Annotated in this window: 27 protein-coding genes; 3 read left to right on the top strand and 24 right to left on the bottom strand. The window is 33.1% G+C overall.

Translation table 11 applies throughout. From position 1 onward, the window contains the following. Positions 1-266 precede the first annotated feature (266 nt). The 10 genes from QO263_RS15820 to QO263_RS15865 form a co-directional block, all read right to left on the bottom strand. Positions 267-1,094: a hypothetical protein gene (locus QO263_RS15820; protein WP_285623450.1), complete on the bottom strand. Its 828-nt coding sequence runs from the start codon at positions 1,092-1,094 to the stop codon at positions 267-269. Positions 1,095-1,246: 152 nt separating this feature from the next. Then, positions 1,247-1,759 carry a zeta toxin family protein gene (locus QO263_RS15825; RefSeq protein ID WP_285623452.1) on the bottom strand — a complete coding sequence of 171 codons (513 nt, stop codon included), beginning with the start codon at positions 1,757-1,759 and terminating at the stop codon, positions 1,247-1,249. Between the two features lie 155 nt (positions 1,760-1,914). Continuing rightward, positions 1,915-2,550, bottom strand: a complete 636-nt coding sequence (locus QO263_RS15830) for a Type 1 glutamine amidotransferase-like domain-containing protein (protein ID WP_285623454.1) — start codon at positions 2,548-2,550, stop codon at positions 1,915-1,917. Between the two features lie 87 nt (positions 2,551-2,637). After that, on the bottom strand, positions 2,638-3,111 hold the full coding sequence (locus tag QO263_RS15835; RefSeq protein WP_285623456.1) for a GNAT family N-acetyltransferase: 474 nt from the start codon (positions 3,109-3,111) through the stop codon (positions 2,638-2,640). Between the two features lie 374 nt (positions 3,112-3,485). Continuing rightward, entirely contained in the window at positions 3,486-3,764 is a 279-nt protein-coding gene (locus QO263_RS15840) for a hypothetical protein (RefSeq protein WP_285623458.1), read from the bottom strand. Between the two features lie 381 nt (positions 3,765-4,145). Next, positions 4,146-4,688 (bottom strand): ribonuclease FAU-1 family protein, encoded by a 543-nt coding sequence (locus tag QO263_RS15845; RefSeq protein ID WP_285623460.1) that lies wholly within the window; start codon positions 4,686-4,688, stop codon positions 4,146-4,148. Positions 4,689-4,958: 270 nt separating this feature from the next. Then, the gene (locus tag QO263_RS15850; RefSeq protein WP_285623462.1) at positions 4,959-5,441 is read right to left on the bottom strand and encodes an NUDIX hydrolase; all 483 of its coding nucleotides are present in this window, start codon (positions 5,439-5,441) and stop codon (positions 4,959-4,961) included. Positions 5,442-5,474: 33 nt separating this feature from the next. Then, positions 5,475-5,672 (bottom strand): hypothetical protein, encoded by a 198-nt coding sequence (locus tag QO263_RS15855; protein WP_285623464.1) that lies wholly within the window; start codon positions 5,670-5,672, stop codon positions 5,475-5,477. 3 nt (positions 5,673-5,675) lie between these two features. After that, complete coding sequence (locus tag QO263_RS15860; RefSeq protein WP_285623466.1) at positions 5,676-5,921, bottom strand: hypothetical protein; 246 nt, start codon at positions 5,919-5,921, stop codon at positions 5,676-5,678. A 446-nt stretch (positions 5,922-6,367) separates the two neighbouring features. Beyond that, on the bottom strand, positions 6,368-6,841 hold the full coding sequence (locus QO263_RS15865; protein ID WP_285623468.1) for an HIT family protein: 474 nt from the start codon (positions 6,839-6,841) through the stop codon (positions 6,368-6,370). Between the two features lie 368 nt (positions 6,842-7,209). Between QO263_RS15865 and QO263_RS15870 the strand changes: the two genes are divergently transcribed. Continuing rightward, positions 7,210-8,517: an IS110 family RNA-guided transposase gene (locus QO263_RS15870; RefSeq protein ID WP_285623470.1), complete on the top strand. Its 1,308-nt coding sequence runs from the start codon at positions 7,210-7,212 to the stop codon at positions 8,515-8,517. A 392-nt stretch (positions 8,518-8,909) separates the two neighbouring features. On the opposite strand, the gene QO263_RS15875 is transcribed toward QO263_RS15870, so the two are convergent. The 7 genes from QO263_RS15875 to QO263_RS15905 all read right to left on the bottom strand — a co-directional run bounded on the left by QO263_RS15875 (position 8,910) and on the right by QO263_RS15905 (position 17,908). Next, the gene (locus tag QO263_RS15875; protein ID WP_285623472.1) at positions 8,910-9,911 is read right to left on the bottom strand and encodes a S66 family peptidase; all 1,002 of its coding nucleotides are present in this window, start codon (positions 9,909-9,911) and stop codon (positions 8,910-8,912) included. Between the two features lie 312 nt (positions 9,912-10,223). Further along, positions 10,224-11,078 carry a hypothetical protein gene (locus tag QO263_RS15880; protein ID WP_285623474.1) on the bottom strand — a complete coding sequence of 285 codons (855 nt, stop codon included), beginning with the start codon at positions 11,076-11,078 and terminating at the stop codon, positions 10,224-10,226. Between the two features lie 148 nt (positions 11,079-11,226). Further along, positions 11,227-13,047, bottom strand: a complete 1,821-nt coding sequence (ltrA, locus tag QO263_RS15885; RefSeq protein WP_285623477.1) for a group II intron reverse transcriptase/maturase — start codon at positions 13,045-13,047, stop codon at positions 11,227-11,229. Positions 13,048-13,934: 887 nt separating this feature from the next. Beyond that, positions 13,935-14,756 carry a hypothetical protein gene (locus tag QO263_RS15890; protein WP_285623480.1) on the bottom strand — a complete coding sequence of 274 codons (822 nt, stop codon included), beginning with the start codon at positions 14,754-14,756 and terminating at the stop codon, positions 13,935-13,937. Between the two features lie 634 nt (positions 14,757-15,390). Then, on the bottom strand, positions 15,391-15,897 hold the full coding sequence (locus tag QO263_RS15895; RefSeq protein WP_285623482.1) for an HIT family protein: 507 nt from the start codon (positions 15,895-15,897) through the stop codon (positions 15,391-15,393). A 728-nt stretch (positions 15,898-16,625) separates the two neighbouring features. Continuing rightward, a complete protein-coding gene (locus QO263_RS15900) occupies positions 16,626-16,823 on the bottom strand; it encodes a hypothetical protein (RefSeq protein ID WP_285623485.1) in 198 nt (65 codons plus the stop codon). A gap of 329 nt (positions 16,824-17,152) precedes the next feature. Further along, positions 17,153-17,908: a class I SAM-dependent methyltransferase gene (locus tag QO263_RS15905; RefSeq protein WP_285623487.1), complete on the bottom strand. Its 756-nt coding sequence runs from the start codon at positions 17,906-17,908 to the stop codon at positions 17,153-17,155. Between the two features lie 437 nt (positions 17,909-18,345). Here QO263_RS15905 and QO263_RS15910 point away from each other — a divergent pair, with 437 nt between their 5' ends. Both QO263_RS15910 and QO263_RS15915 read left to right on the top strand, forming a co-directional pair. Then, positions 18,346-19,125, top strand: coding sequence for an ABC transporter ATP-binding protein (locus QO263_RS15910; protein ID WP_285623490.1), 780 nt, complete (start codon positions 18,346-18,348; stop codon positions 19,123-19,125). Next, a complete protein-coding gene (locus tag QO263_RS15915; RefSeq protein ID WP_285623492.1) occupies positions 19,118-19,942 on the top strand; it encodes an ABC transporter permease in 825 nt (274 codons plus the stop codon). Before QO263_RS15910 ends, QO263_RS15915 begins: the two co-directional genes overlap by 8 nt. Before the next feature lie 48 nt (positions 19,943-19,990). Here the strand turns inward: QO263_RS15915 and QO263_RS15920 are convergent, their stop codons facing one another. The 7 genes from QO263_RS15920 to QO263_RS15950 form a co-directional block, all read right to left on the bottom strand. After that, a complete protein-coding gene (locus QO263_RS15920; protein ID WP_285623495.1) occupies positions 19,991-20,155 on the bottom strand; it encodes a zinc-ribbon domain-containing protein in 165 nt (54 codons plus the stop codon). A 191-nt stretch (positions 20,156-20,346) separates the two neighbouring features. Beyond that, complete coding sequence (locus QO263_RS15925) at positions 20,347-21,309, bottom strand: tetratricopeptide repeat protein (protein ID WP_285623497.1); 963 nt, start codon at positions 21,307-21,309, stop codon at positions 20,347-20,349. Between the two features lie 73 nt (positions 21,310-21,382). Continuing rightward, a complete protein-coding gene (locus QO263_RS15930; RefSeq protein ID WP_285623499.1) occupies positions 21,383-22,816 on the bottom strand; it encodes a sensor histidine kinase in 1,434 nt (477 codons plus the stop codon). Position 22,817: 1 nt separating this feature from the next. Beyond that, the gene (locus QO263_RS15935) at positions 22,818-23,507 is read right to left on the bottom strand and encodes a response regulator transcription factor (protein ID WP_285623501.1); all 690 of its coding nucleotides are present in this window, start codon (positions 23,505-23,507) and stop codon (positions 22,818-22,820) included. Positions 23,508-23,581: 74 nt separating this feature from the next. Further along, positions 23,582-23,821 (bottom strand): SHOCT domain-containing protein, encoded by a 240-nt coding sequence (locus tag QO263_RS15940; protein WP_285623503.1) that lies wholly within the window; start codon positions 23,819-23,821, stop codon positions 23,582-23,584. Between the two features lie 73 nt (positions 23,822-23,894). Next, on the bottom strand, positions 23,895-24,632 hold the full coding sequence (locus tag QO263_RS15945) for a DUF3784 domain-containing protein (protein ID WP_285623505.1): 738 nt from the start codon (positions 24,630-24,632) through the stop codon (positions 23,895-23,897). Positions 24,633-24,741: 109 nt separating this feature from the next. Continuing rightward, a complete protein-coding gene (locus QO263_RS15950; protein WP_285623508.1) occupies positions 24,742-25,302 on the bottom strand; it encodes a histidine phosphatase family protein in 561 nt (186 codons plus the stop codon). Positions 25,303-25,317: the final 15 nt, after the last annotated feature.

Raw genomic sequence — 25,317 nt, forward strand, 5'->3', positions numbered from 1 at the left:
AGACCTCGAAGCCTCCCCTCAATATTGACATTGAACATAACGCCAATATTTGCGACATCCCTGAACCAAGCCCGAAAGATAGATCCCCCTGGCGGAGCTTTGCTCACAGTGAAGAGATGTGGTGCACATTGCCTAAGATTGCAGCCCAGTGCACCTTTACCCGAATACATTGTTATAAGATGTGGCGACATCTTTTCCCTCAATAATCCTAAAATATACGTCTTTGTAGAAATTATCAATCATGTTTATTTAACATTCTGTGTATCTTAATCGTTCTTAATTGCTTTTGAAGCAAATTTACGATATCCTTCATCAAATATTTTCTTTAGTCCCAAATTACCATTTTTCAACCACTCATTAGCTAGGTACAGCATTCCAACCATTGCTCCAAATCTTTCATAGTAACTTCCCATCGTTGATGCTTGAATATATTGTTTTTGTTTAGATGTGTCTTCTTCAAGTAGTGCATTCTTCATTGTTTCAACGGTATCTGTATAAATCTTTCTGAATTTTTCAGACTTCCAATCTACTGATGAAATGTTTTTATTTTCAAAAGCCAACAGATGAGCAAATCCTTCATTAAATGCAATTGCATCTAGTCCTTCAACATATGTTCCAGATATGTATGTGTTCTTCAGATCTGGAAAAGCTGCATTAATACAAACATGACATAATTCATGTGTTAATAAATTATTTATAACATCAGATACCACAATATTCTGATAGGCAAGCCAATTTCCTATATCATAAACTGCAATTGTATTTTCGCTTTCATCTTGTAATGCTAAAGCATCAAACCCCTGTGGTAAACCTACAATAAAATAAACAACAACATCCGATATAATTTCCCCCCAATTTGGAAATAACAGATTCCATATTTCAACATTATTAGGTTCAAAGTTATCTATATGTTTTCGGATTTCTGTTGCGATTCTTATCATTGTTTGAATATCTTTTTGAGAATACGATGGCTCTTTAAAAATATTCATATCACCACTTAATCCTTCAAGATACTTGAAAAGCCAATTCTCCTTGTACTTATCAATGTTTCCATTTTCTAAGTAAAAATCAAATATCTCAGAATTTATAATCATCGCAATTCCTCCTTCATATTGTACAAATTCTTTTTATAGTACATAATTCTAAAATTTATCACAACTTGCTTTTATAAAACAAGACCCAAAAGCATTACCCCTGGTGGAGAATTGCAATTTTTCTTTACGCACAATCCTCCATAATTTCATAGTCAAAGTTGGATATCAACTTTATATTCATCATTAATCAATATATAATTACAATTATATTTCTTGCACATTTCTAAGCAAGTTTTATTATCCCTTAAAAGTAATTGTTTCGTACATTCTGTATCATCAAGACGCTCCTCAATAATACTAGCGTACTTTAAAATATCATCAAAATGATTCTCTATATAGTTCGATGTCATAATTAAATATACTAACCTAATATGTTTCAAATAATCTTCATTAAAATAACTCTTCCAATCATATGGGAAATAACATCCTTCAATAATTATATTTTGTTTGTTTTCAATTACCGTTTTTATTATTTCTTTTACAATTGGCCATAATAAATCCGTCATTTTATCATCATCATTAGGTGTAAGATTTGTCATCCCACTTCTAATCAGGCCCATTTTTAGGTGATCTAATGACATTGCTGGGAAATTATATTTTTCAATTAATTTCTGAGATAATGCTGTTTTTCCAGTATGTGTACTTCCACCAATCAATATAATCATATGCTCCTCCTATTTTTCTATATTATTAATTATCATAACCTAACCCCATAGTGGAGCTTTGCTCACAGTAAAGGGATGTGATGCACATTGCCCCAAAAACTTGCCCAAATGCACCCCTGCGCAAATATATTGTTATGTACAGTGGCAACCACCTATTAGATACTTTTTTCGTATTTTATGTAAGCCCCATAGAATTCCGTTGAATCATCAACTACCTCTATAAATGAATTATCAAAAAGACCATAAATAGTAGCATACTCAGTTGCTTCGTAGATATCTTCCATATTTTTTTCACTTTCTGTATCTAAATGTGGTTCAATATTTATATCTACTAATCCTATACCTTCAAAAATTGATAACTCAGGGATATTATCTTCTATATCTTTTGGCAGTATAACTCTTTTAGCCATATTTATTGAACCTGCACTCATACCGATAGTAATTCCATTTCGGTTTTGTAAAGACGGAATTAATCCATATTCTTTTATGTAACTAATCTGTTTTAGTGTATCTCCACCTGATATCCATACAATATCTGCTCTCTCTAGGTAGTGAATTGCTTCATCTTTTGATACTCTATTATCTATTACCTGTACCTTATCAAATACTATCCCTTTTTCCTTAAACATACTTATAAACAAATCAGCATATTTGTCTGTTTTAGAATATCCTGCAAAATCTGATGCAATAAAAACAAATAAACCTTTATTACAATAATATTTCTTTAATCTTTGAATAAAATCATCTGTAAAACCATTTGGAAAGCCACTTGTCAAAAAAAATATTTTCATTTTCTTCTCCTCCCCAAAATTGCTAAAAAATATAAAGACTTCAAGGTCTTGCCCCGATATTGCCATTGCCATGTGACCCCTTGTTATCTATAGAGCCAATCTTGCAACAACTTCACCACCGGAAATATCCCCAGTTTCAACAAAACCAAACGAGGCATATAGTTTTCGAGCAGCTTCATTTTTTGGATGATATGAGAGAAATACAGAAACTGCATTCCCTTGTGGAAATGTTTTAATTAATTCTAATGCTTTTGCAAATGCTTTTTTTCCATATCCTTTCCCTTGAAAATCCCTATCGATCATAAATCTACATACCCCATAACTTTCTTCAGAATAATCGTTCTCTTCAGCTGTATCGTGATACATCATCACGAATCCAATAACATTACTGTCTTCGCATATAGCATATGTCATAGGTGGTAGTTCATCATTTAACAATGCAACATATGATTGTGCTAAACTATACATATTGGAAGAAATAAAATCATCTTGTTCATCCGTAACTCTAAGACGCATGCATGCTTCCCAATTATCCCATGTGATTTTCTCTAACGTAACCATTCTATCATCCTCCTAAGAATATATTCCATCTTTTATAAGCAATATTAATATGTCTCCAAACTAGTTGTTTTTTTACAAATCCTACTTTCGGTGCATGTCATCTAACGTAACCGTATTCGCGACGTCCATGAGTTGGACCTCAGAGATAGACCCCTTAGTGGAGCTTTGCTCCCAGCGAGGGGATGTGGTGCACACTACCCCAAAAACTTGCCCTAGTGTACCCTTGTGCAGATACAATGTTATAAGATGTGGCAACTTTTATTCCTATAATCCATTACATAATTTTTACGGTGTACAACTAATTCACCAATTCATGCATCCCTCATTGTAGACTTGTTCTTTTTGGATTTTTCCCTATATATTTTTCCGAAACATTATGTCAAAAATAGCAATGCAACAATTAAATCTAATGCTACTACCATGCTTAATAGGATATGGTATAGGTCTGGAATAATTCGTTTTTCAAAGGTTTGTAGTACTTTAACTGTATTCTTAAAACAGTCATTATATCCCTTGATCTTTTTCTCTGTTGCCCCAAAGAAATAAAATCTCCAGTGATTCATAAATAAGGCTGTGAACCATAGTAAATAAAAAATAAACAATGCCCATTTTCCTACATTATTAAATATTATAAAAACAGCTAAAACAGTCACTAATATTAGCCACTAATAAAATTCAAAACTATGAAATCCCATTCCATCAACAAGGACCTTTCCCTTTATACTATATGCCTTGACACATCCCCAAAATAATAATAATGTTAAAAATGACATTAGAATGACAACATAATACAATGCATTTCACCTCACAAAAATAAACCCTGTTATCTGAGTATTTAAATAATTATACGAAATTTAATTTTTTATAAAAAAGACTTCAAAGAACGGCTCTGACATCGCCGTGTCTTCTGACGTTCCCGTATTTACGACATCCCTGAACCGGATCCCAGCGATAGATCCTCTTGGCGGAGCTTTGCTCCCGGTGAAGGGAGGACAACTTGATGCTGGCTCTTTAATCTCTATACACTGTGCCTTCTATTCCTTTAAAGTGACCATATATTTCAAGTAATTTATATTACTGTTTAATAGCCAATTTTTATTATTTTCAATATAATCAATAAGAACTTTTGCCTCATTATAAGCTAAATCATATTTTTCTTTTGATATCACTTTATCTTCCAACGCTTGTTTGAGTTCATCTTCATCAAGTAATAGAACCTCTCCAGATGGAAGTAATACAACATCAAGGTATAAATCATCATAATAAGGTATCCCAGAGGAACTAATCTTATTACCATCACATATATCAAAGTATAATTGTATAATTTCTTGTTTTTCATCAAATTGAGTAGTCAAAGCATAGTTTCGATCCTTAGGAAAATATTGGGTCCATATAAATCCATCGTTAGCTAAACACAACTTTTTCTCTCCTTCGCCTACAAATAAAGGTTCACATACTTTGTCTAAATAAATAATTGCCATATACCCTGTATAGTCTTTATCTTTTATATACGCTAACATAAATCTTTTTTCAACAACTCTCGTCCAATTTGGTCGATCTGCATAAGTTCGTTTCATTTCATACCCCCAATCCTGAATCATAACAAATTCCGAGCAGGAAGAGCCATCTCCTGCCACCTATATCATCTAACGTCTCCTTGTTTCCGGCACCTTTGAGCCCTGTTAAGTGGAGAAAAGGTGTGTTTTGGATTCTTCGAAGGCTCGCCCCCCCTGTAGCCACAACGAACGGAGACACTTTGTTATGTGCAGTGGCAACTGCATCTTTGACTTAATAATTTGCTATAAGATAAATGAAGAATACAAATTGTATGCTTTATCCATGTCCTTTTATATCTTTCTGTTGATTTCTAAGTTAAACTCTGGCTGTGTTATATATGACAAGTACTGTACATTTCCATCATAATCTAGATATGCTTTAAATCGTTGACGAATAGCAGGAGATGTAATCATGTCAAGTGCCTTGTCTTTCTTTACCCAGCATGATTCTGAGTTTTCATCCGAAATATCTAGAGTGCCACCTAAAAAAGTACAAATAAAATCCATCATTACCTTTGTTGGGACCTTTTCAACTCCATTGTATCCCTTATTTATTCCTGTGTTTGATGAAATTGCAAAGAGCTTTTCTACCTTAATATCAATTCCGCTTTCTTCTTTTATTTCTCTAACAACTGCGTCAATCAGGTTTTCTCCAACCTCAACCTGTCCACCTGGGAAAACCCATCCTCCATGATACGTTTTAACCAACAAAATTTCATCCTTATCATTTTCCACTACACCTGCTGCTGCAACGATATGAGTTGGCATTATCATTTATCTCACTCCTTCTCCAAATTTAATCTTGACTCAGTAATGATCTGAAGATTTTACAAGTTCATCATCTTCTGTAAAAGCAACATCTAAATCTTCTAAATAATCTGTTAAGATAATTGTATGATATGCCCCTGTGTCAACTATAACATCGTCAATAATAATAGACTTGTCCCCTTCTTGTAAAAAAATAGAAGCATATAAAAGTCCATTTTTATAATGTAAATTATACATACTTTATACGCTCCTCCTAATTCCTATATGTTTTACTAGGTCAATTATTATTTTTTCATTTTTAGTGCTATAAATATACTCCCCTTCTTTACGTTGAATAAAATCTTTCATGGCTTCTTTACCATCTTGAATAGCTTTTATAATAGCAACTTCATCAACATGTTCCTTGTTCTCTTCAATGCGAGATTCTACTATTTTAAACTTAACAAACTGATCAGGATATAATTTTCTTACTTCATCCCAAGTCATAAAATCTCCCCTTTTTATTTATTACATAATATAACTTTATTATATCAAACTTGGATAATAAATTCTCATCAAAATTTCTATCTTAATTACATAAATAAATCCCAAAGATATTCTATAAACGTGTCTGTTGCCTAACACCCCTGTGTTCACGACGTTTTATCATCAGACAGTAAGAGATTGTTCATAAGGCACGATGATGAAATGTGGTGCTGACTTTCTATACCAACATTCCTCTAAGCCATTTGCGTGAACACGTTGTTAGATGTTGAAGTGATATAACTCTACAGTGCCTTTCTTAAACTAGTTTTTAATGGAAAGTATCTTTTCAATCTTTAATTTCTTCTCATACTCACATGTTGCCAGCATGAACGGCCATGCATTGTTATCTGCAGTATGGGGCAGACTCGCTTGGATTTAAATAACACCCTAAACCCTTAGGGAATTACCTATCTTATTATTTTTTTGCTAAAATATCTCTTAAGCTTGTCTGCATATTCTATTCGCTCTTCAGCTTTTGTCATCTCTCTTTTTGTTCCATATAAGTTATCATCTTTATATCGCGGGAATACATGCAAATGATAATGCCATACATCTTGATTACCACAAGGTTCATTGTGTTGTCTTGAGGATACTCCATCACATCCATATACTCCTTTAAGGGCAATTGCTACTTCTTTTTCTAAATCATGAATTTTTGCCGAAAGATTTGATGGTAAATCATATATATTTTCAATATGTTCATTTGGAATTATAATGACATGACCTTTATTGTTTTTCCACCAACCAGCTGCAATAAAAGCTGTTATGTATTCATCTTGAAATATTATATCTGATTGTTTTGTTAGAACATGTTCATTTTCAATTCCTTGAACTACTAAACAAAATGGACATATATAATTCTGTGGTTCATGGTTGTACATTTAATCATCTCCTAGTATAATAATGTCATAGTCACGAATGACTATGCTGTTAACACATTTCTATTATTTCGTAACAGAAGAAGGAGTTCTTCCTTCATCAGACGTTACTTCTTAAATTAACATGTCTGACGGTTCCTGGTAGACTCCAGACCTATCATAAAGTATAATCTTTACGGATAGGATAAAGAATGTTCATCTCCTTGGGAAGTCAGTTTCTACTGACCTATACCTACGATTAAGTCAATTAGTCCATTCAATGAGGTTTTATGATTTGGCTGGTTGGGAGCCTCAGGCTATACCTGTATCACATGCTAGGATGTGTACTCATTGCTTGGAAATGGATTCCTATCAGAAAGGAGCTGTAGATCATGTCAAACATTATTAAATATGATTCTTTTATTTCGGTTGGTATTGATGTTGGTGCTGACTTTAGCTGGATGTCTATTGCACTACCTAACCAAACCTTTGTAGGAAAACCTTTCAAAATTCTACATTCTGATTTAAATTCCCTAGCTGCTTCTGTTTCTAAAATCAAAGAAGCAGAAGAGCTGTATTCTTTGGAAAGTCGCATTTTCCTCGAATCCACGGGAATTTATCATTACCCACTCTTCTGCTATCTTCGTGATAAGGGATTTTTGGTATCCATCATTAATCCTATCATCACTAAGAATAGCACAAATATTAACATTAGAAAAGTACATAATGATAAATTTGATTCAAAAAAAGCTGCATTAATTGGTTTAAAGCCTGATTTAAAAGTTTCTATTATGCCATCAGACCTTGTACTTGATTTAAGAAATCTTTCAAGAGAATATTATGATCTGATGGATAACCGCTCTGCTTATGTTAATAAGCTCCAAGGTGAACTGCGGATGGTATTTCCTCAGTTTTTAAATATTTTTTCTAAAATAACTACAAATACTGCTTTGACCTTGTTGGAAAAATATACTTCACCAGATGCTTTTTTAAACGCTTCTAAAGATGAAATAATTCTTTCCATTCGCTCTACTGCACGTTTTGGTCTTACTTATGCTGAAAACAAGTATAATGCAATTATTCAGGCAGCAAATGATGCAAAGACTTTTGGTCATTCAGTAAGCAGCAACTTTAAGCGTATTCTTCTATATATTCGTTTTATCCGTCAGTATGATGAAGAAATCTCAACCATACTCTCTGATATGCATGAACTCGTGAATGCTAACGAGGATACTGAATTTGTAAAACAGATACACCTCATTGAATCCTTTAAAGGTGCAGGATTTCTTTCTGCTGTAAGCCTTATGGGTGAAATCGGAGATTTTTCTGCTTTTCATTCGCCTAAACAGCTTTTTGCTTATTTTGGTCTAGACCCGGCGGTAAAGCAATCTGGCAAGTTTAATGGCAGCAAAATTAGTATGTCAAAACGTGGTTCGCGTACTGCTAGAAGAGTAATACACACCATGGCTTTAGTCAGTATTGGGTTAAATCGTAATGGATCTGCTAACAATTCTGTTTTACGTGAATACTATCTTAAAAAATGTCAGTGCAAACCTAAGATGGTAGCTCTTGGAGCAATTATGCACAAAGTATGCAATATTGTATTTGCAATTTTACGTGATGAAAAAGAATTTGAAATCATCACTCCAGAACAACATCAAATGAATTACTTAAAAGCGAAATGCGACATCGCTGCATAGTGAAATTCTATATTTCAAATTTTTGTTTTTTGATAATCACTCAAAAGGCTTGTTAACGTTACCCTTTTTTAGCGCAACTGGTATATCAAATATTTTTAAATTACTTATTGACAATTCTTAGCTGGACTTGTATTAGAACAATCTATCAAGTGGTGAAACCCAATAGAAAAACCATAGGCTCCGCCCATCCCAACCCCCATTGCAGATAACGTCCACGTATTTGCGACGTCCTGAGCTAAGCCCCAAAGATAGAACCCCCGGCGAAGGGATGTGATATACACTGACCTAGGTTTGTTCCTGAGTGCACCCTTGCGCAAATACACTGTTATAAGATGTTGCAACTTCTTTTTCCTATAATCCTCCGCATAATAAGGAGGTTACGAGGCAAGCCATTATTTTAACCAATCTTCTACAATTGATATTTTCTTTTCCGTAGCATTAAGTTCGATATCACATCCTATAGGTAAGGTCAGCATTGGATGTGTATGACAACAATCAAAGTCCGCAATAAATGGTAACTTACTATCTCCTAGCACCTCTAATAATACTTCATATGGTCTTCGACTTGTCTTTAAATCGTCAAATAACTCATGTTTTCCAAGAATTATTCCCGAAATTTTATCAAATACACCATTTACCTTTAAAAAGGAAAAACTTCTTTCTATTGTTGCAATATCTTTTAAACTATCTTCTATAAAAAGTATATCTCCATTTTTTATTTCAGGCATATATTTACTGCCCCATATCCCTTGAATTGTATTTAAGTTCCCACCTATAACTCTGCCCTTGACAACCCCTTCATTAACTGTTATCCATTTGTTTTCTCTTTTCTCCTTGCTTCTATCTTGTGTTTCCCAGCTAATGTACTCGTCTGTCCAATATTCAGGGGTTTCGAAAATATAAGGGATTTTTATTTCATCCACAATGATATCTTCAAAATACTTATATGTATAATCAACAAAGGGTAACAGCTCTCCGAAAGAAGCCACTAATGCAGGTCCATAGTATGTACTTATTCCAGTTTGAGCATATATGGCAAGTAAAATTGCAGTTACATCAGAATATCCTATTATTATTTTAGGATTTCTTTTAAATGCCTCATAATCTATATATGGAAGAATCGAATTTGAGTTCATTCCTCCAATTGTTGACATTATGCACTTTATTTCTGGTTTTCTAATCAATTCATTTAATTCTTCTGCTCTTTCCCTAATAGTTCCGGATCTGTAGAAATCATGCTTCCCTATAAGATTTCCTTCTATAATATTAAAACCTTTATCTTGTAAATATTTTTTTGCTCGTTTAAATCTTTTAGGACATGAGTATGTTATAGGTGATGATGGTGAAAAAATACCAATTGAATCTCCAATCTTTAATTTTTTTATGTATCCCATTATTAGTCTCCTTTGAACATAATATTTTTAATTCGTAATAATTTACTATTTCAGAATATCTTACTTCCGTCAAACTGGCTCCCAAAGTACAACCTTGATATCGTCATGTCTTATACCGTCCCAGTATTTGCTACATCCCTGGGATAGACCCGAAAGCATTACCCCCTGGCGGAGCTTCGCTCCCGGTGAAGGGATGTAGTGCACATAGCCCTAGGGCCCTGCCCAAGTGCACCCTTGCGCAAATATTTTGTTATAGGGCGTGATGATGTTTTTACCCGCCATACACCTTCACATAATATAAATGACGTGCATCTAAAGTATACATTTATAACATCTATATGTATCATTAATATTAAAGCCTGCAGCCAAAGCTGAATTTAATTCTTTAGTATTATCTTCATCAATAAAATATAGAACTTCCTTTAATGTACCGAACTCATTATATAATTGCATCAATACTTCATCAATTAAAATACTTTCAATATTTTTATCTTTATATTCATCATCAATAAACAAACCAAAGATTTCTGCGATTTCTTTATCTGTTTTAACGAAAATACTCGCATGAATTACTCCGCTTTCTTTAAAAACAAATACTCGAAATCTTTCTATTTCTTTTTGTAAGTTTTTGCTATTATAATACATTTCTAAAGGAATTGCATATTTGTCATGAAATATTTCATATTCTTTAAAATTGTCTTTAGTAATTTTTTCTACCAAATCATGTTTTAGGCTTATATGTGATTGTAAATTATATAATCTGGTATCTATTAAAGAGTCGATACATCTAAAATTTCTTTTCTTGAAATATTGGTTAGCATTTGTATTGGAAAAAGGTACTCCTATGAATAATTCATATCCAGGTAATTGCTCACCTATATAAGCAATAAACTCATCTGCAATTTCATCATAATTTTCTTTTATTAAGAACATTGTTGTTTGTGCATATTTTTCATTGGATTTCCAAAAGTATATACAAACTCCACATAATACATCCTGATGATAACAAGCTATTATTCTTTCAAGCTCTGAGCCTATAGCCCTTTCAATATATTCTTTAACCTTTTCTATTGAACTTAACCTATGATAACTTGCATACAAGTCATCTTGACATAGCTCCCATGCAAAATCCATCACTTCATCTAATTTGTTAACTGTTTTTATCATCGTCTACACCCCTTTTGAAATTAATCCTTAAATTCTATTTAATTCCTATTAGTTGGTTGTCGAGTAGGTAGGGAACTTTTCAGTTCCTTTCCCCCCTAAGAACCGTACTTGTGTGTTTCCACACATACGGCTCAAGCCATCATTTATCTCAAACATATTGGTAACTAAATTTCTTGAATTCTTCTTTCATCAATATATACCCTTCTTTGGAATTAGGCTCTAAATGATTTCTATTAAAGTAGGTACTGACTCTGGGTAGGTCTTTACCTCCTCCATATTTCTCAAGCAATATTTGGTGTTGTAGCTGACAACTATGGTGTAACAGTTCCAAGTTGGCATAACGTTCATCTCCACCTAATCTTTTAGGTACAATTTGATTTATCTTAAGTTGTTCTTCTCCTACTAGTGATTGATTACAAACTCTACATTTGTAACTGCTTTGTTTTGCTAATTTTCTTCTACTCAAAATATTATCTCTTATGAATTCCTTTTTATCTCTTTCTTCAAAGTATTCTTCTAAACTAGCATCATCAGGGCTATTTCTATATTTGACTACTGCATGTCTGACTATTGGTATCCAACTCATCTTAAATAGCTGGGTCTTGTTATCATGAGGGTCTGTCAATATCCATCTATCTTTACTGACACCTGTATAGTCTGGTTTGAAGTATCTTTTGTAAATCCATTTAAAGGGTTTATTGTCATGTAAGTTTTTCAAATACTTTCTTATTTTAATCCATATATACATATCCAGATTACTAAATATCTTCTTTGAGACTTCACTTGACCAATAGTTTCCTATTCCTCTTATTATCGGATTTAATTTCATTATTAGGTCTCCAGCTGGTCTCCCTCTCATTTGCTTGAAGACATTTTTTATTGTCTCTTTAGCTTTTTTAACACTTGCTTTGGATGGTTTTATCAGTAACTTCATACCTTTGTTAGTTTTGTATTGTCTTAGATTGAATCCAAGAAAATCAAATCCTTCTTCAATATGTGTTACCTTTGTTTTATCTTCTGCTAGTGTTAACCCTCTTTTATTAAGGTATGGCTTAAGCTTTTCATACATGCTAATGGCTTCTTCTTTTGTTTTACATACGATTACAAAATCATCAGCATATTTGACTACCCCAACTGACTTCCTAGATAGTTTATGGTAGTCTCTATCTTGATAGTAGCTGACACCAAGTTCTTCTTCCATACCATGCAAAGCAATATTTGCCAGAAGTGGAGATACTATACCCCCTTGAGGGGTTCCAGAGTCTGTATCGTTAAAGGAATCATTATCAACAAATCCTGCTTTGAGCCATTTCTGTATAGCATCCTTAGCAGGAAATCCTATCAAACAATCCATAATATATTGATGATTAAGGTTATCAAAACACCCTTTAAAGTCTCCCTCAAATATCCACTTTCTTGTACTTCTTGATGATAATTTAGTGAATAAATTGACTATGGCATCTTTTACACTTCTTTTTGGTCTAAACCCATAGGAAGAAGGTTCAAACCTTGCTTCCCATTGTGGCTCTAGGGCATTCTTAACAATATTTTGAAATATTCTATCTTTAATGACTGGTATCCCTAGAGGTCGCATTTTCCCGTTTTTCTTAGGAATATATACTCTTTTTGCTGGTCTTGGTCTGATATATTTGATATTGTATCTCTTAAGGAGATTATATAATTCTAATCTATCTTTTGATGTAAGTATGACTTGTCCATCTACACCAGCAGTTTGTTTACCTTTATTAATCTGTGTTACTCTTTTAATTGATAGTAGCAAATTAGCTTTACTTCTAATCATTAGCCTTTGAAGCTTTTTTAATTTTCTTCTTTGACCCAATTGTTCGGCACGAAAAATCCGTTGGCGAAGTTTTTTCACATATTCATAAATTTTCTTCCAATTAATCGTTTCCCAACTCTGTACATATGGAGAAACAGCCGACGTATTAAATTCATTAATAGTTTCCATAACATGCTTCTCCTTAAAAAAACTCTTCTGTCCGTTTTCTTTCGCGTTGATGACCTTGTGGAAGTCTGCCCTCTTTCGAGTGAATTATCAAATTCTATCCAGCGGGTTATGATTTTCCCTAGACTTTCGTCTTGCTGACATTCGCTTTCTCCACAATCCTTTACCCTCTGGTATTGTGATTTTCTTACGATTATCCTACCTCTATCGAGGAACATAAAGGGCTTACCAAGTTCCACTAAATGTAGATTCAAATGGGTAAGTATCCTTCTTTACTCCGATGGATATATGGGTTACTGCACGATTGAAATGCGATTCAATCTTTCCTATCCATATTAAGCTTGGTACTACGCAGTACGCTTATCGTAGATAACGAAGATTACAAAGGTTCAACTCTCGCTTATACTCTCCCATCTTTCCCTTAACCCTGTATTACTCCTGCGTAAAGCAATGACATTGGGCATTTGACTCTCATGCAACCTACAATTCAATTACTCAGAATGCAGTTTCGAGCAGGGATATGTTTAGTAACTAACATAGTTTCTACAGAAACACTACTATTTAGCGACTTCTTGTCGCACCACATTTATCTACTGTTATGCAATATCTCCTTTTCATTTAAAGGCCCACAGAGAACTGCCCTGAAATTGCCGTGTCTTCTAACGTTTCCGTATTTGCGACGTTCCTGAACTGGACCCTAAAGATGGACCACTTGGTGGAGATTCGCTCCCGGTGAGGAGGATGTGATACACACTACTCCAAAAACCTGCCCGAGTGCACCTTTACGCAAATGTATTGTTATAAGATGTGGCGATGTCTTTTTACTCAATAGTCTTTCACATAAAATAAGCCTTCAGTTCCATTCAACAATGCAGATTGCGGCTACAAATTTAATCACTTAGCAGATGCTGAATATCTCCTATTTCCTTTCCTCTTCGTTTTTGACGCCAATCTTTATATTGTTCATGCATCCACTGTTCCTGGTTCGAAGTTATCTTTTCTGGAGTATACCGATAAACTATGCTCAAATCTAGAATCTCCTGAAAAATATAGCTTTCTACATCTTGTTTCATGCGCATCCCGACCTCTTTTTTACTGGAACAGCTTTTTCCCGTTATAAAATAATAATCCAGCATTGCATTAACGATAATGCTCTGTGCTATAATTCTAATAGGTGGATTTTCAACGTATTTTATTCCTTCCTTATACAGTTCCGGAAACCTTTCTTTTTCCTGTCTACTCCATGTGGCTGATAGTTTTTTGGATTGTATAATATCATAACGTGTTGGAGTATCTATAAAATCAATCACATCTTCTCCCCAGATAGTAATACCAGAATCCTTAATCCGCAAAATCTCAATAGGTAATTCAATTAAATCCTTATTTTCTAAACATAGTTCAAAATCACATCTGAAGGGTCTTTTCATCTCATTAAGCCTATAAATGCACTTTGCAATTGGTAAATCATGTTTCGTAAGTGATTCAGATTTCTTAATTATATCTTTCACCCTATTTCTAATATCATCGAATACTCCATCTTTATATATATGAATTAAATCAATGTCACTTCCAGCATTACCTGTATAGCTATTGTTAGATAATGAACCAACCATAATTACAGATAAAAGTTCACTTGATAATGCATTTTCTAATTCATGAAGATGAATACGAATGATTTCTTTTGCTCTATCTTCTGACTTATCTCCCAACATTTTCACCTCAACTAATATAAATATTGTCGTTTATAAATAAGACCCTAAAGAACAACTCCGATATCGCCATGTCTTATAACGTTCAGTATTTGCGATGTCACTGAACCGACCCTAAAAATAGACCCCTCTGGCGAAGCTTCGTTCCCGGTGAAGGGATGTGGTGCACAATGCCCTAAGATTATACCCTAGTGCACCCTTGCACAAATAGCTGGTTTATGTGTAGTGGCAGTTACCTTGCAGTCTATTCATTTAAATAGTCTATGAAATATATTAGAAATTAATAGCCCAAGTTAACAACTTATAAAAAAGAATCTAAACTTTATTCTCTCTTCTGGGGCTCTAATAACCTCTTATTCAGATCTTCTGTTTTAGAAATGAAACTAATTAATTTCCATTCCAAATCTTCTAGAACACTTTTTAGAGCAATGGTCACAGAAATAAATATTATAAAGCCTACTAATAGTGGATATTGACATATTCTAAGAAATTCAAACAATTCATTTTGAGATAGATATCCAAATCTCGAATGAAGCCTTATAAATACGCAGACAAATAGAGTTCCAAATAAAATGCTTAATCCAATAAAGTAGCGATAACATTTTTCTGTTTTTTTATAATTACCTCCAATAACCCTTTACAACAGAAGTTCTTTTAGTTTCTGTTTATAAAGTTCTGCTGTTTCATGATAGTCCACAAGCATCCCTTCTTCTCTGACAAAGTTTCCATAGCCTCTTGGCTCTCCTTTTAATCTAGGAAAAAGTTGAAAATGCAAGTGATTCCTCTTCCCGTCGCATATTGTGCACATATATACTTTCTCTGCACCTAAAATTTCTTTATGAAGCTTAATTATCGCATTTGATATTTTTAATATGTATGTTCCTAATTCGAGAGGCATTTCAGAGATATCTTCATAATGTTCCTTTGATACAATAATTGTCTGTCCTGTCGCCCTTGGGTACTTCTCAAATTGACATCTTACCTTTTCATCCTCGTAAATAATTAAACCATCGTCAGGAAATATATTCCCTGTACTAAAATTATAGCATCCGAAGCATATGCCTTTTTCCTGTAACTCTTTTATCTTTTCAACTCTTTGCTCTAGTGCCTTTTTTTCCTCTTCTGACAATTGCTTAACGTACATTTTACCCCACCCCTTTCCATTTTCATTGTTCTACAATATTTTACAGAAGTGACGCTTCATAAATTAAAAAGAGGCAACAAATTTTTGCTTAAATGTAAGCCCTCAAATTATGACTTCGAAGCCCTGCCCCGACATTGCCATTGCACATAACGTTCCCGTATTTGCAACATCCCTGAACCAGACCCAAAAGATAGACCCCTCTAGAGGAGCTTCGCTCCCGGTGAAGGGATGTGGTGCACAATGCCCTAAGATTGCGCCCAAGTGCACCCTTGCGCAAATACACTGTTATAGGACGTGATGATGATTTTTGCCCGTCATAAACCTTCACATAATATAAAAAAACGAATCAACTTCCGAAAAACTTATTTATTCAACCCATTTTACAGTATAGCTGTTATATCATCAAAATAATTTTGGGCATTAACGGCAAGATTCAGATATCAAATTGTCAATCCCATCTTCCAAGCCATAATCAATCAAAGTTCTTGACTATTTCAATACAAGTCTTTCCCATTAAGACCTTTCCATTCTTTCCTGCACCTGAAGCACCGTCAGCTAAAAGGAAAACTCTTTTATCAGGTGAAATATAAAATATGTCACCATTAACTCCTGAACTGCCCGTTTAACTTGAGACATAGGATATAGTATTCATAAAACAACTCCCCTCTCATGTAAATAACACTTACTTTGTCATATTCTACTAATACACATTATCTTAAGAATTCATCCTACTTCTCAACTAAGATTGCTCTATCATTTTCCACTCTGAAAATCAAAAAATCATCATCTTCCTCTACACATTCTTTTTCATATCTAAATTCTTTATCAATTAACATCTCGAAATAGTTCGTTTTCATATTTAGTTCGAAAACTGGACACTGGTCAAATCTAACATCACCAATATAGATTGCTCTGATTTTTTTCATCTAATGTCATCTCCTTTTAAGACACCTGAATCTACAAATGCGCATAAATGGCTTCTAAAATATATTATCTTTCTTTTTACATATTTTTTCAAACAAGACCCTCAGAGAACTGCCCCGATATCTCCATGTCTTATAACATCCCAGTACTTGGGACGTCCCTAAGCTGGACCCGAAAGATAGACCCCTTGGTGAAGCTTCTCTCACAGTGAGAGGATGTGGTGCACATCGTCCTAAGGTTAAGATGCGGCAACCTGTTTTTGCAAAGTATGTTCCACATAGTATAAGAGTTGTGGAGTAGAACAACTTCTGTCTGCACTTATACCATGAAATTATGGCTTTCTTGCCAAATACAAAACTATCGTATCATAAAGCTTTATATTATTATCAAAACTCAAAATAGCGTCCTTGATGCCTGCATAAAATTTTGATTTATACGGCTCCTGAAGAGTTATATGACTAGCATGTGTACTTATCCATGAGACATACTCGTCAGCATTAAATTCTCTAGTTTTGTGATAAAGACGTCGCTCAATATCAGTAAAGCCATACTTTTCAGTATTATTATAATTTAATTTGCCGCATATATATTCTGCTTCTGGATGAAAATATTCATCATATATTTCCTGCATTTTTAAGTATAAGGGTTCATTAGCACTTTTTTCATCTGTTCTAGTTAACATCATCGCAAATGTTCCATTGCTTTTTAATATATCATAAACTTTTGGAAATCCGATTTCCTCTGGTATCCACTGGATTGTTGCAGCCGAATAAACCAAATCAAATTGATTATGCCCAAAATCATATGTTTCAAAATCAGCATTTACAATTTGAAAATTATCATATGATCCAAATTTATTCTTTATATACTTTGCAAGATTTTCGCCAAGTTCAATTGCTAAATACGAACAGCCTGTTTTCAATATCGGTTCAGTAGCTTGACCTGTTCCGGGGCCAATTTCAAGAGCTTTTTTGCTAAAATCTAGCTTTGAGTATTCTATAACATCGGAAAAAAGTTCATAACAATAACGGGTTCTCCATTTGTCAAATTCTTCAGGAATGCTGTCAAAAACCTTTCTAAAATCCATATTAAGAACCCCCTTTAATATAAAAAATCTCCAGTATACTTTTCTACTGTCACGCTATATCTTGTTTTTCATTAAAAAGACTCCAAATCATAACCTCGACATCATCATGCCCTATAACTTATAAATCTCCAACACCATGTCGGTAATCCTGACATGTATATCATCGTCAATACCCTTAGCTTTAAAGCCTTACAACTCCCCTAGCTCTTAACTCTTTATAAGTATATTAGGTATAAATGGGCAATAAAAAATAAGTCTTATACTATTTCTACATAATCCATCCTTTCCCTTCCACACTTCTACACTTTTACATAAATAAACAAAATAATTTTTGACAATAAATTAATTACCCGGCGCTACAATATACGCCTTCACAAACTTCACTGATTCTGAATATTATGAAGTACGTAGATTTTTGATTTAAGGAGACGATATAGATGAAGGAACAAAAAATAGTAGAAATCAAAAATGTTGGCATGAATTATCATACTCTAGATGGTGAAACCATAGCCATAAAAGACATTAGCCTTGATATATATAATGGTGAGATAATTGGTATTGTAGGGCCTAGTGGCTGTGGCAAGTCTACATTACTGTCTATAGTAGCGGGACTTATGAAGCCAACGAAAGGTAATGTCTATATTAATAGTAAAGAAGTAAACGAACCAAGTAAAAATATAGGATATATGTTTCAAATGGACCACCTATTTGAATGGAGAAATATTTTAGATAATGTCCTAATAGGACTTGAAATACAAGGCAAAATTAATAACAGTACAATAAAATTTGCCGAAGATCTTCTAGAAACCTATGGTTTATCCGAATTTAAGAAACATTATCCAAATCAATTGTCTGGTGGTATGAGACAGAGAGTAGCTCTTATAAGAACCTTAGCCGTAAAACCAGACATATTGCTTTTAGATGAACCTTTCTCTGCTCTTGATTATCAGACAAGATTAGCCATAGCAGATGAAATAGGATCAATTTTAAAAAAGGAGAAAAAAACAGCTTTAATGGTTACACATGATATTTCAGAAGCAATCTCCATGTCCGATAGGATTGTCATATTGTCTAATAGACCAGCAACTATAAAAGAAATAATTCCAATAGAACTCAATTGCCCGAATGGTATCAGGACACCTATGAAATGCAGAGAAGCTCCTGAATTTAGATATTACTTCAATAAGATATGGAAGGAGCTTGATGTCCATGTATAATAACAATTCAATTGATAACAACAACATATCAAAAGAACAACAAGAATATTTGAAAAGAGTTAAAAATCGAAAAAGAACAATACTTGTAACTCAAGTATCCATCCTATTAATAGCTGTCTTGCTCTGGGAAATTGCTGCCCAATTTAAATGGATTGATACTTTCTTTACTAGCTATCCTTCTAAAATAGTCGCTTTATTTATAAAATATGTAAAAAATGGTATGATTTTTGAACATATCGGCATTTCCTTAATGGAAACTATTGCAGGCTTTATAGCTGGAACTGTCCTTGGTATACTAGTTGCAGTTCTTCTATGGTGGTCAGAATTTATAGCAAAGGTATTAGATCCATACATGGTAGTGCTGAATAGTCTGCCAAAGACAGCCTTAGCACCTATAATAATATTATGGGTAGGTGCTGGATATTCTGGTATCATCGTTACAGCTATTAGTATTTCAATAGTCATAACAATACTAAATGTCTACAGCAGCTTTATTGAGGTTGATGAAGATAAAATAAAGATGCTAAAAACATTTGGAGCTACTAAGTTTCAAATATTAAAAAAGGTTATATTTCCAGCTAGTGTGCCTGCTATGGTAAGTACTTTAAAAGTAAATATAGGAATGTCCTGGGTAGGTGTAATTGTTGGAGAATACATTGTATCAAGAGCAGGCCTGGGGTACCTGCTTGTATATGGTGGGCAGGTATTCCAATTGGATTTAGTAATGATGAGTGTAATAATATTGGCTATACTCACTACTTTTATGTATAAAATAATTGCTATTTTGGAAAACAAAATCATGAAATGGAGACAGTAAAAAATAAAGGCTGTTGATTATATTTAATCGACAGCCGCCTGCATCTGACTAGTATCTAGAAGCTCTTTGATTTTTTTGTTGTTTTCTAGCATTTCTACATTCTGGACATCTTTTAGGCTCTTGGAATCCTTTTTCTGTATAAAACTCTTGTTCTCTTTCTGTGAAATCAAATTCTTTTTCACAATCTTGACATACTAACTTCTTATCTGCCATTACATTTCACCTCCTAAATGAGTGGTATCTTTATACATTTTTACACAAGACCACCAACTTAGGAGAGGGTTGTTTCAAATGGATAAAGTATTATATTATACTAATAGAGTATACCATGTTGTTGGCATAAAATCAACATGTAACGTGTTTAAAATTGTTTCTTTATTACACTTTTTTATTATACAAAGTGATTAATCCTCTAAAAGAAAACTGTATCTTTCATTTTCTCTTATGACCTCAAGATCCTTGTCTGTCCTTACCATATATCCAAAGTCTGGATACAACTTCTTTGCTATTATTAAGTCATCAATAGCTGTATCAATATTACCTAAGTTTATATTGCAGCATGCTCTATTGTAATAAAGGAATCCTGCTTCAGGATTTTTTTCTATTCCTTCTGTAAGAATATTTATAGCCGAATTATATTTCTTTTCTTCTATATATATGGCAGATATATTTAAATAAGAATAAGGATATCCACTATAGGCCTCTATAGATAGTCTATAGTACTCAATTGCCTTTTTAATTTTTCCCAAATGTTTTTGAATTACTCCCATATTGAATAATGATTTATAATAATTACCCTCTATCCTTATGCTTTCCTTAATCATTCGAAAGGCTTTATCATATTCTTTAATCTCTTCATATATTGAGCCTAAGTTATTATATGCAACATAATCGTCTGGTGTTAATTCAATTACTTTTTTATAAAATTTTATAGCTTTTTCTTTATCTCCTCTTTCATCATAAATATTTGCAACATAAAAATAGGCCCTATCATACTCTGGCTCAAATTCAATTGCCTTAAAGTAGTTTTTTAACGCGATATCTTTTTCACCTTTTTCATCAAATATTATAGCCCTTCCATAATATGCCCCTGCTTCATTTGGATTTATTCGAATGATGCTATTATAAGTTTCAAATGCTTTTTCCTTTAATCCTAATTCATCGTATAAAACAGCTATATTAAATAAAATATCTATAGTTTCATACTTCTCTCCTTCAAATTCTAAAGCTTTTTTGAAGAATTTCAGTGCCTTTTCCTTATTATCTTCATCAAAGAAGTTTTCTGCTAAAATCATATAATTATTCCTGCGATCTACTTTGTTACATCTTTGTCTCATCAATATCTGCACCTCTATCTTTATTGTCAATAAATTAAGACTCCATTCAGAGAATGCCTTCTCTTTCATGGATAGATATAGTTTATCATATGTGAAAATTAAATCATATAGTCAAAATATTATCATCCTTCTGGCTTTTAGGCAATATAATTACAAACCTACTCCCTTTTTCCTCTTGACTATATACATTAATGCTTCCTTTATGTGCCTCTACCAAGGTCTTGGCTATAGTAAGTCCAACCCCCGTCCCTCCCGTCCTTCTACTCCTAGATTTATCACTTCTGTAAAACCTTTCAAAAACAAAAGGAATATCCTCTTTATTTATTCCAATGCCAGTATCTGTTATTTCTATTGTGACACTTTTTTCATCTTCACTAAGAAGCACATCAACCTTACCTAAAGTATCTGTAAACTTTAATGCATTGGAAATTATATTAATCATTACTTGTCTTACTTTGTCCTTATCTGCTTCAATCATGACATTTTTCCTTATATGCTTATTAAGTTCAATTTCTTTTATCTCAAATTCATATCTAAAGCTTTCTACTACATTTTCGATTAGCTGCGATAAATCAACCTGCTCTATTTCTAATTCTACTCTATGGCTTTCAATATCTGTTATATATTTAAGCTGTTCAACAAGTTTTTTAAGTCTAATAACCTCTTCTCTACATATATCTAGCTTATCCTTTGTAGGCAACCAAATTCCGTCATTAAATGCCTCTATATGGCTTTGAAGTATTGTAAGTGGTGTCCTAAGTTCATGGGATATATCTGTAGTCAATCTTTTTCTTAAAATTTGTTGCTCCTTAAGGGATTTGGCTAGATGATTTATAGATTTTGACAGCTCTATTAGCTCTTCAGCATCGTTTTTCATGTCAATATTAGTATCTAGCTTTCCCTCTCTAATATTATTTGCAGCATGAGTAATTTTAAGTATAGGCTCTGACATAACTTTTGAGTTATATAGTCCTAAGAGCATAGCTAAAACTAGAGAAATAAATGAAGCAAAAAGAATCGAGTTGTTTATTCCTCTTGTAAAATCTACTTCTCTCTGGGATATTATAAAAGGACCTGCATATCCTATCTCAACTGTTCCTACCCTTTTATCGTCTACAATTAATTCTGACATTTTCACCGTAGTAGTTGAATCATTTATTTGGCTTCTACTACTTCCTCTCATCATGCCTTTGCTCATACTTCTCATCATTTGATTGTGCATTCTCATCATACTGTTGCTCATAAAGTTCTCAAAAACAATGTCGCCATTTTCGTTCTTTATCTGAATATCAAAATTATCTATAAGACGTGAGTTCAATATATTGCTTAGGACTCTATTGGACCAGCTTTTATCAAGAGAATATGAATATTCCACCATCTTAACTACATCTTCAATCCTATCTATCTGTTCTTCCTCCATATAGGTATTGAATTTTTTAAATATCGTTATATTAGTAATTATTCCAACTAAAAAGATAGACAGTGTAGCTATGCTTATCATTGATATAATAAATTTAGTTTTAAGCTTTTTAGACATATCATTCACCTACAAACTTATATCCTACTCCATAGACTGTATGGATGTATTTAGTATTTTTGTCCTCTATTTTTTGTCTAATATTCTTAATATGAGTATCGATAGTTCTATCATAACCTTCATAATCAATTCCTAGAATCTTTTCTATTAAATCCTCCCTGCTAAATACTATATTGGGGTTCTGTGCTAGTGTAGATGCTATTTTAAACTCTGTAGGAGTTAAATCAACCTGTTCTCCACTTTTCTTTAACTCCATTTTATTTAAATCTATAAGCAAATCGCCTCTATTAAATTCTATAATATCTGCTTTAATAAAGTCTTTTTGTGTCCTTCTCAGTATAGTTTTTATTCTAGCCACTAACTCTTTTGGACTAAATGGTTTGACAAGATAATCATCTGCACCTAAATACAGACCAGTGACTCTATCCTCTTCTTCTGCCTTAGCAGTTAGCATAAGTATAGGTACTTGCGACTTTACCCTAATGATTTTGCATATTTCTTCACCAGATAAATCTGGGAGCATTAAATCCAATACTATGAAATCAATAGATTTTCTTTCAAATGTTGAAATTGCTTCATTACCGCTATATGCAGTATATACGATGTATCCTTCTTTTTCAAGGTAAGCCTTTATGACTTTTGTAATCTGAACCTCATCATCTACCACAAGAACATTTTTGGCCTCATCCATAATTTTCACCCCTTTAACTCAAAAATACTACAATGACCAGTATCTTGCAATACTGGTCATTAAAATAAGCGTTATTATTTTATTCTCTTTTTTATCTTTTCATATTCCTCGTCGCTAATTTCTCCATTTACATATCTTTCATTTAGTATTTCCATTGCTTTATCTGAATTGCCTGGAATATTGGTGAACCCTTTTATCAGCTTATATACAAGATATATGACTAAGGCTGCTATTAGTACCCTAAATACTCCCATGCCTAGTATCCAAGGTAAGCCGGCTCCACCACTAAAGCCCATTCCAAATCCACGACACATAACATTCACCCCTTCAAATTGTTTTCTGACTTTAAATACATTATAGAAAACAAATTTGAAGATAATATGAAGATTAAAAAACTAATCTTATTTTATTATATAATTCTTGAGTTTTTTCACTGCTGCTATAATTTATTATTACATATCCCTTTTTTAGCCTTAAATACACATATGGAGGTTTCCCATTATTTATATATAACCTTCCCTTTCCAATACTTTCAAGGGTAAACTTACCTCTTAAAACATTTCCAAAGTCAAAGCCATTGTTTTTTCTCAGTACCTCTGGAATCGAATCCAGTAATACTACTTCCATAATATCTTCCGTATGAACTATAGAGGCATACATTCCTCTAATATTTATAATTTTATCATCTACAGTAATATTGAGTTCTTGTGCTCCATATACACTAAGCCAAATGACAAAGGCAAAGATAACTGCCATAAATCCAATAGTAATACCTATAATAATCCGTGTACTTTTTTTCATGCTTCCATCGGGATCTAATGCATTTTTATCATATTTCTGAACCTTTATCAGAACATAGGGAGTCAAGACAAAGGGTATGGCCGTAATCAATATTATTCCTAAAGTTTTTAAGCCTGTGGAGATTAAAATCGCTCCTAAAACAAAAGTTCCTCCTAGTAGGAAAGCAAAATTTCCCATAAGCCTACCTAGTCCTTCTGTATCAACATTTTTTTGCTTTTCTTTAGACATAGTATTATAGCCGGATATAAGCCAATAAAATTTAAAATACTTAATCAATATACCTAATACTATAAATAAAGTCCCTATAAAGATAAAAATATACATCACAATCCCTCCTTACCATAGAGGTATTAGCTGGAAATTTTATATTATATTATACCACAAAATAATTGGTTGTTAAACTTATGACGATATTTTAATAAAACCAGTAAAATTATACAATTAACTCTTTTATTATCTTGGCTTTAGTGCCTTCAAAATCAATATATACAATATGAGGCATTAAAGGCTTTATCCTTTCAAAGCAGCTATAGTTAAAATTTCTATCATAATAGTTTATTATAGTACTAAGGGCTGTTCCATGCGTACCTATAACAATATTTTCATCTGAATTTTTTTCTAGTATTTCATGTAGTGTAGATATATTCCTTTTTTGTACCTCATTCAAGCTCTCACCATGCTCACGCTTGTAGTCAAAATCATTCCACTGTTCTCTTGCAAAGGAATTAAAGTCCTCTAACCATATATCATCTATTTTTCTTTCTCTAAAATCATCTATAATATTAATATTCAAATTTGATTTTTCAGCGAAACTCTTTATGGTATCATAGGCTCTTTTGTACGGACTTGAAAATATCTTAGTAATTTGCTTGTCTAATAGAAATTTAGTCACTTTTTCACTATCTGCTATGCCCTTCTCAGTAAGCGGGCGCAATAAATCATCTTGTATTGAAAAATCTGGCTGTGCATGTCTTACGAAATATACTCTTGTCATAATTTTCTCCTGTTC

Source organism: Proteiniborus sp. MB09-C3 (genome assembly GCF_030263895.1).
GTDB lineage: Bacteria > Bacillota > Clostridia > Tissierellales > Proteiniboraceae > Proteiniborus.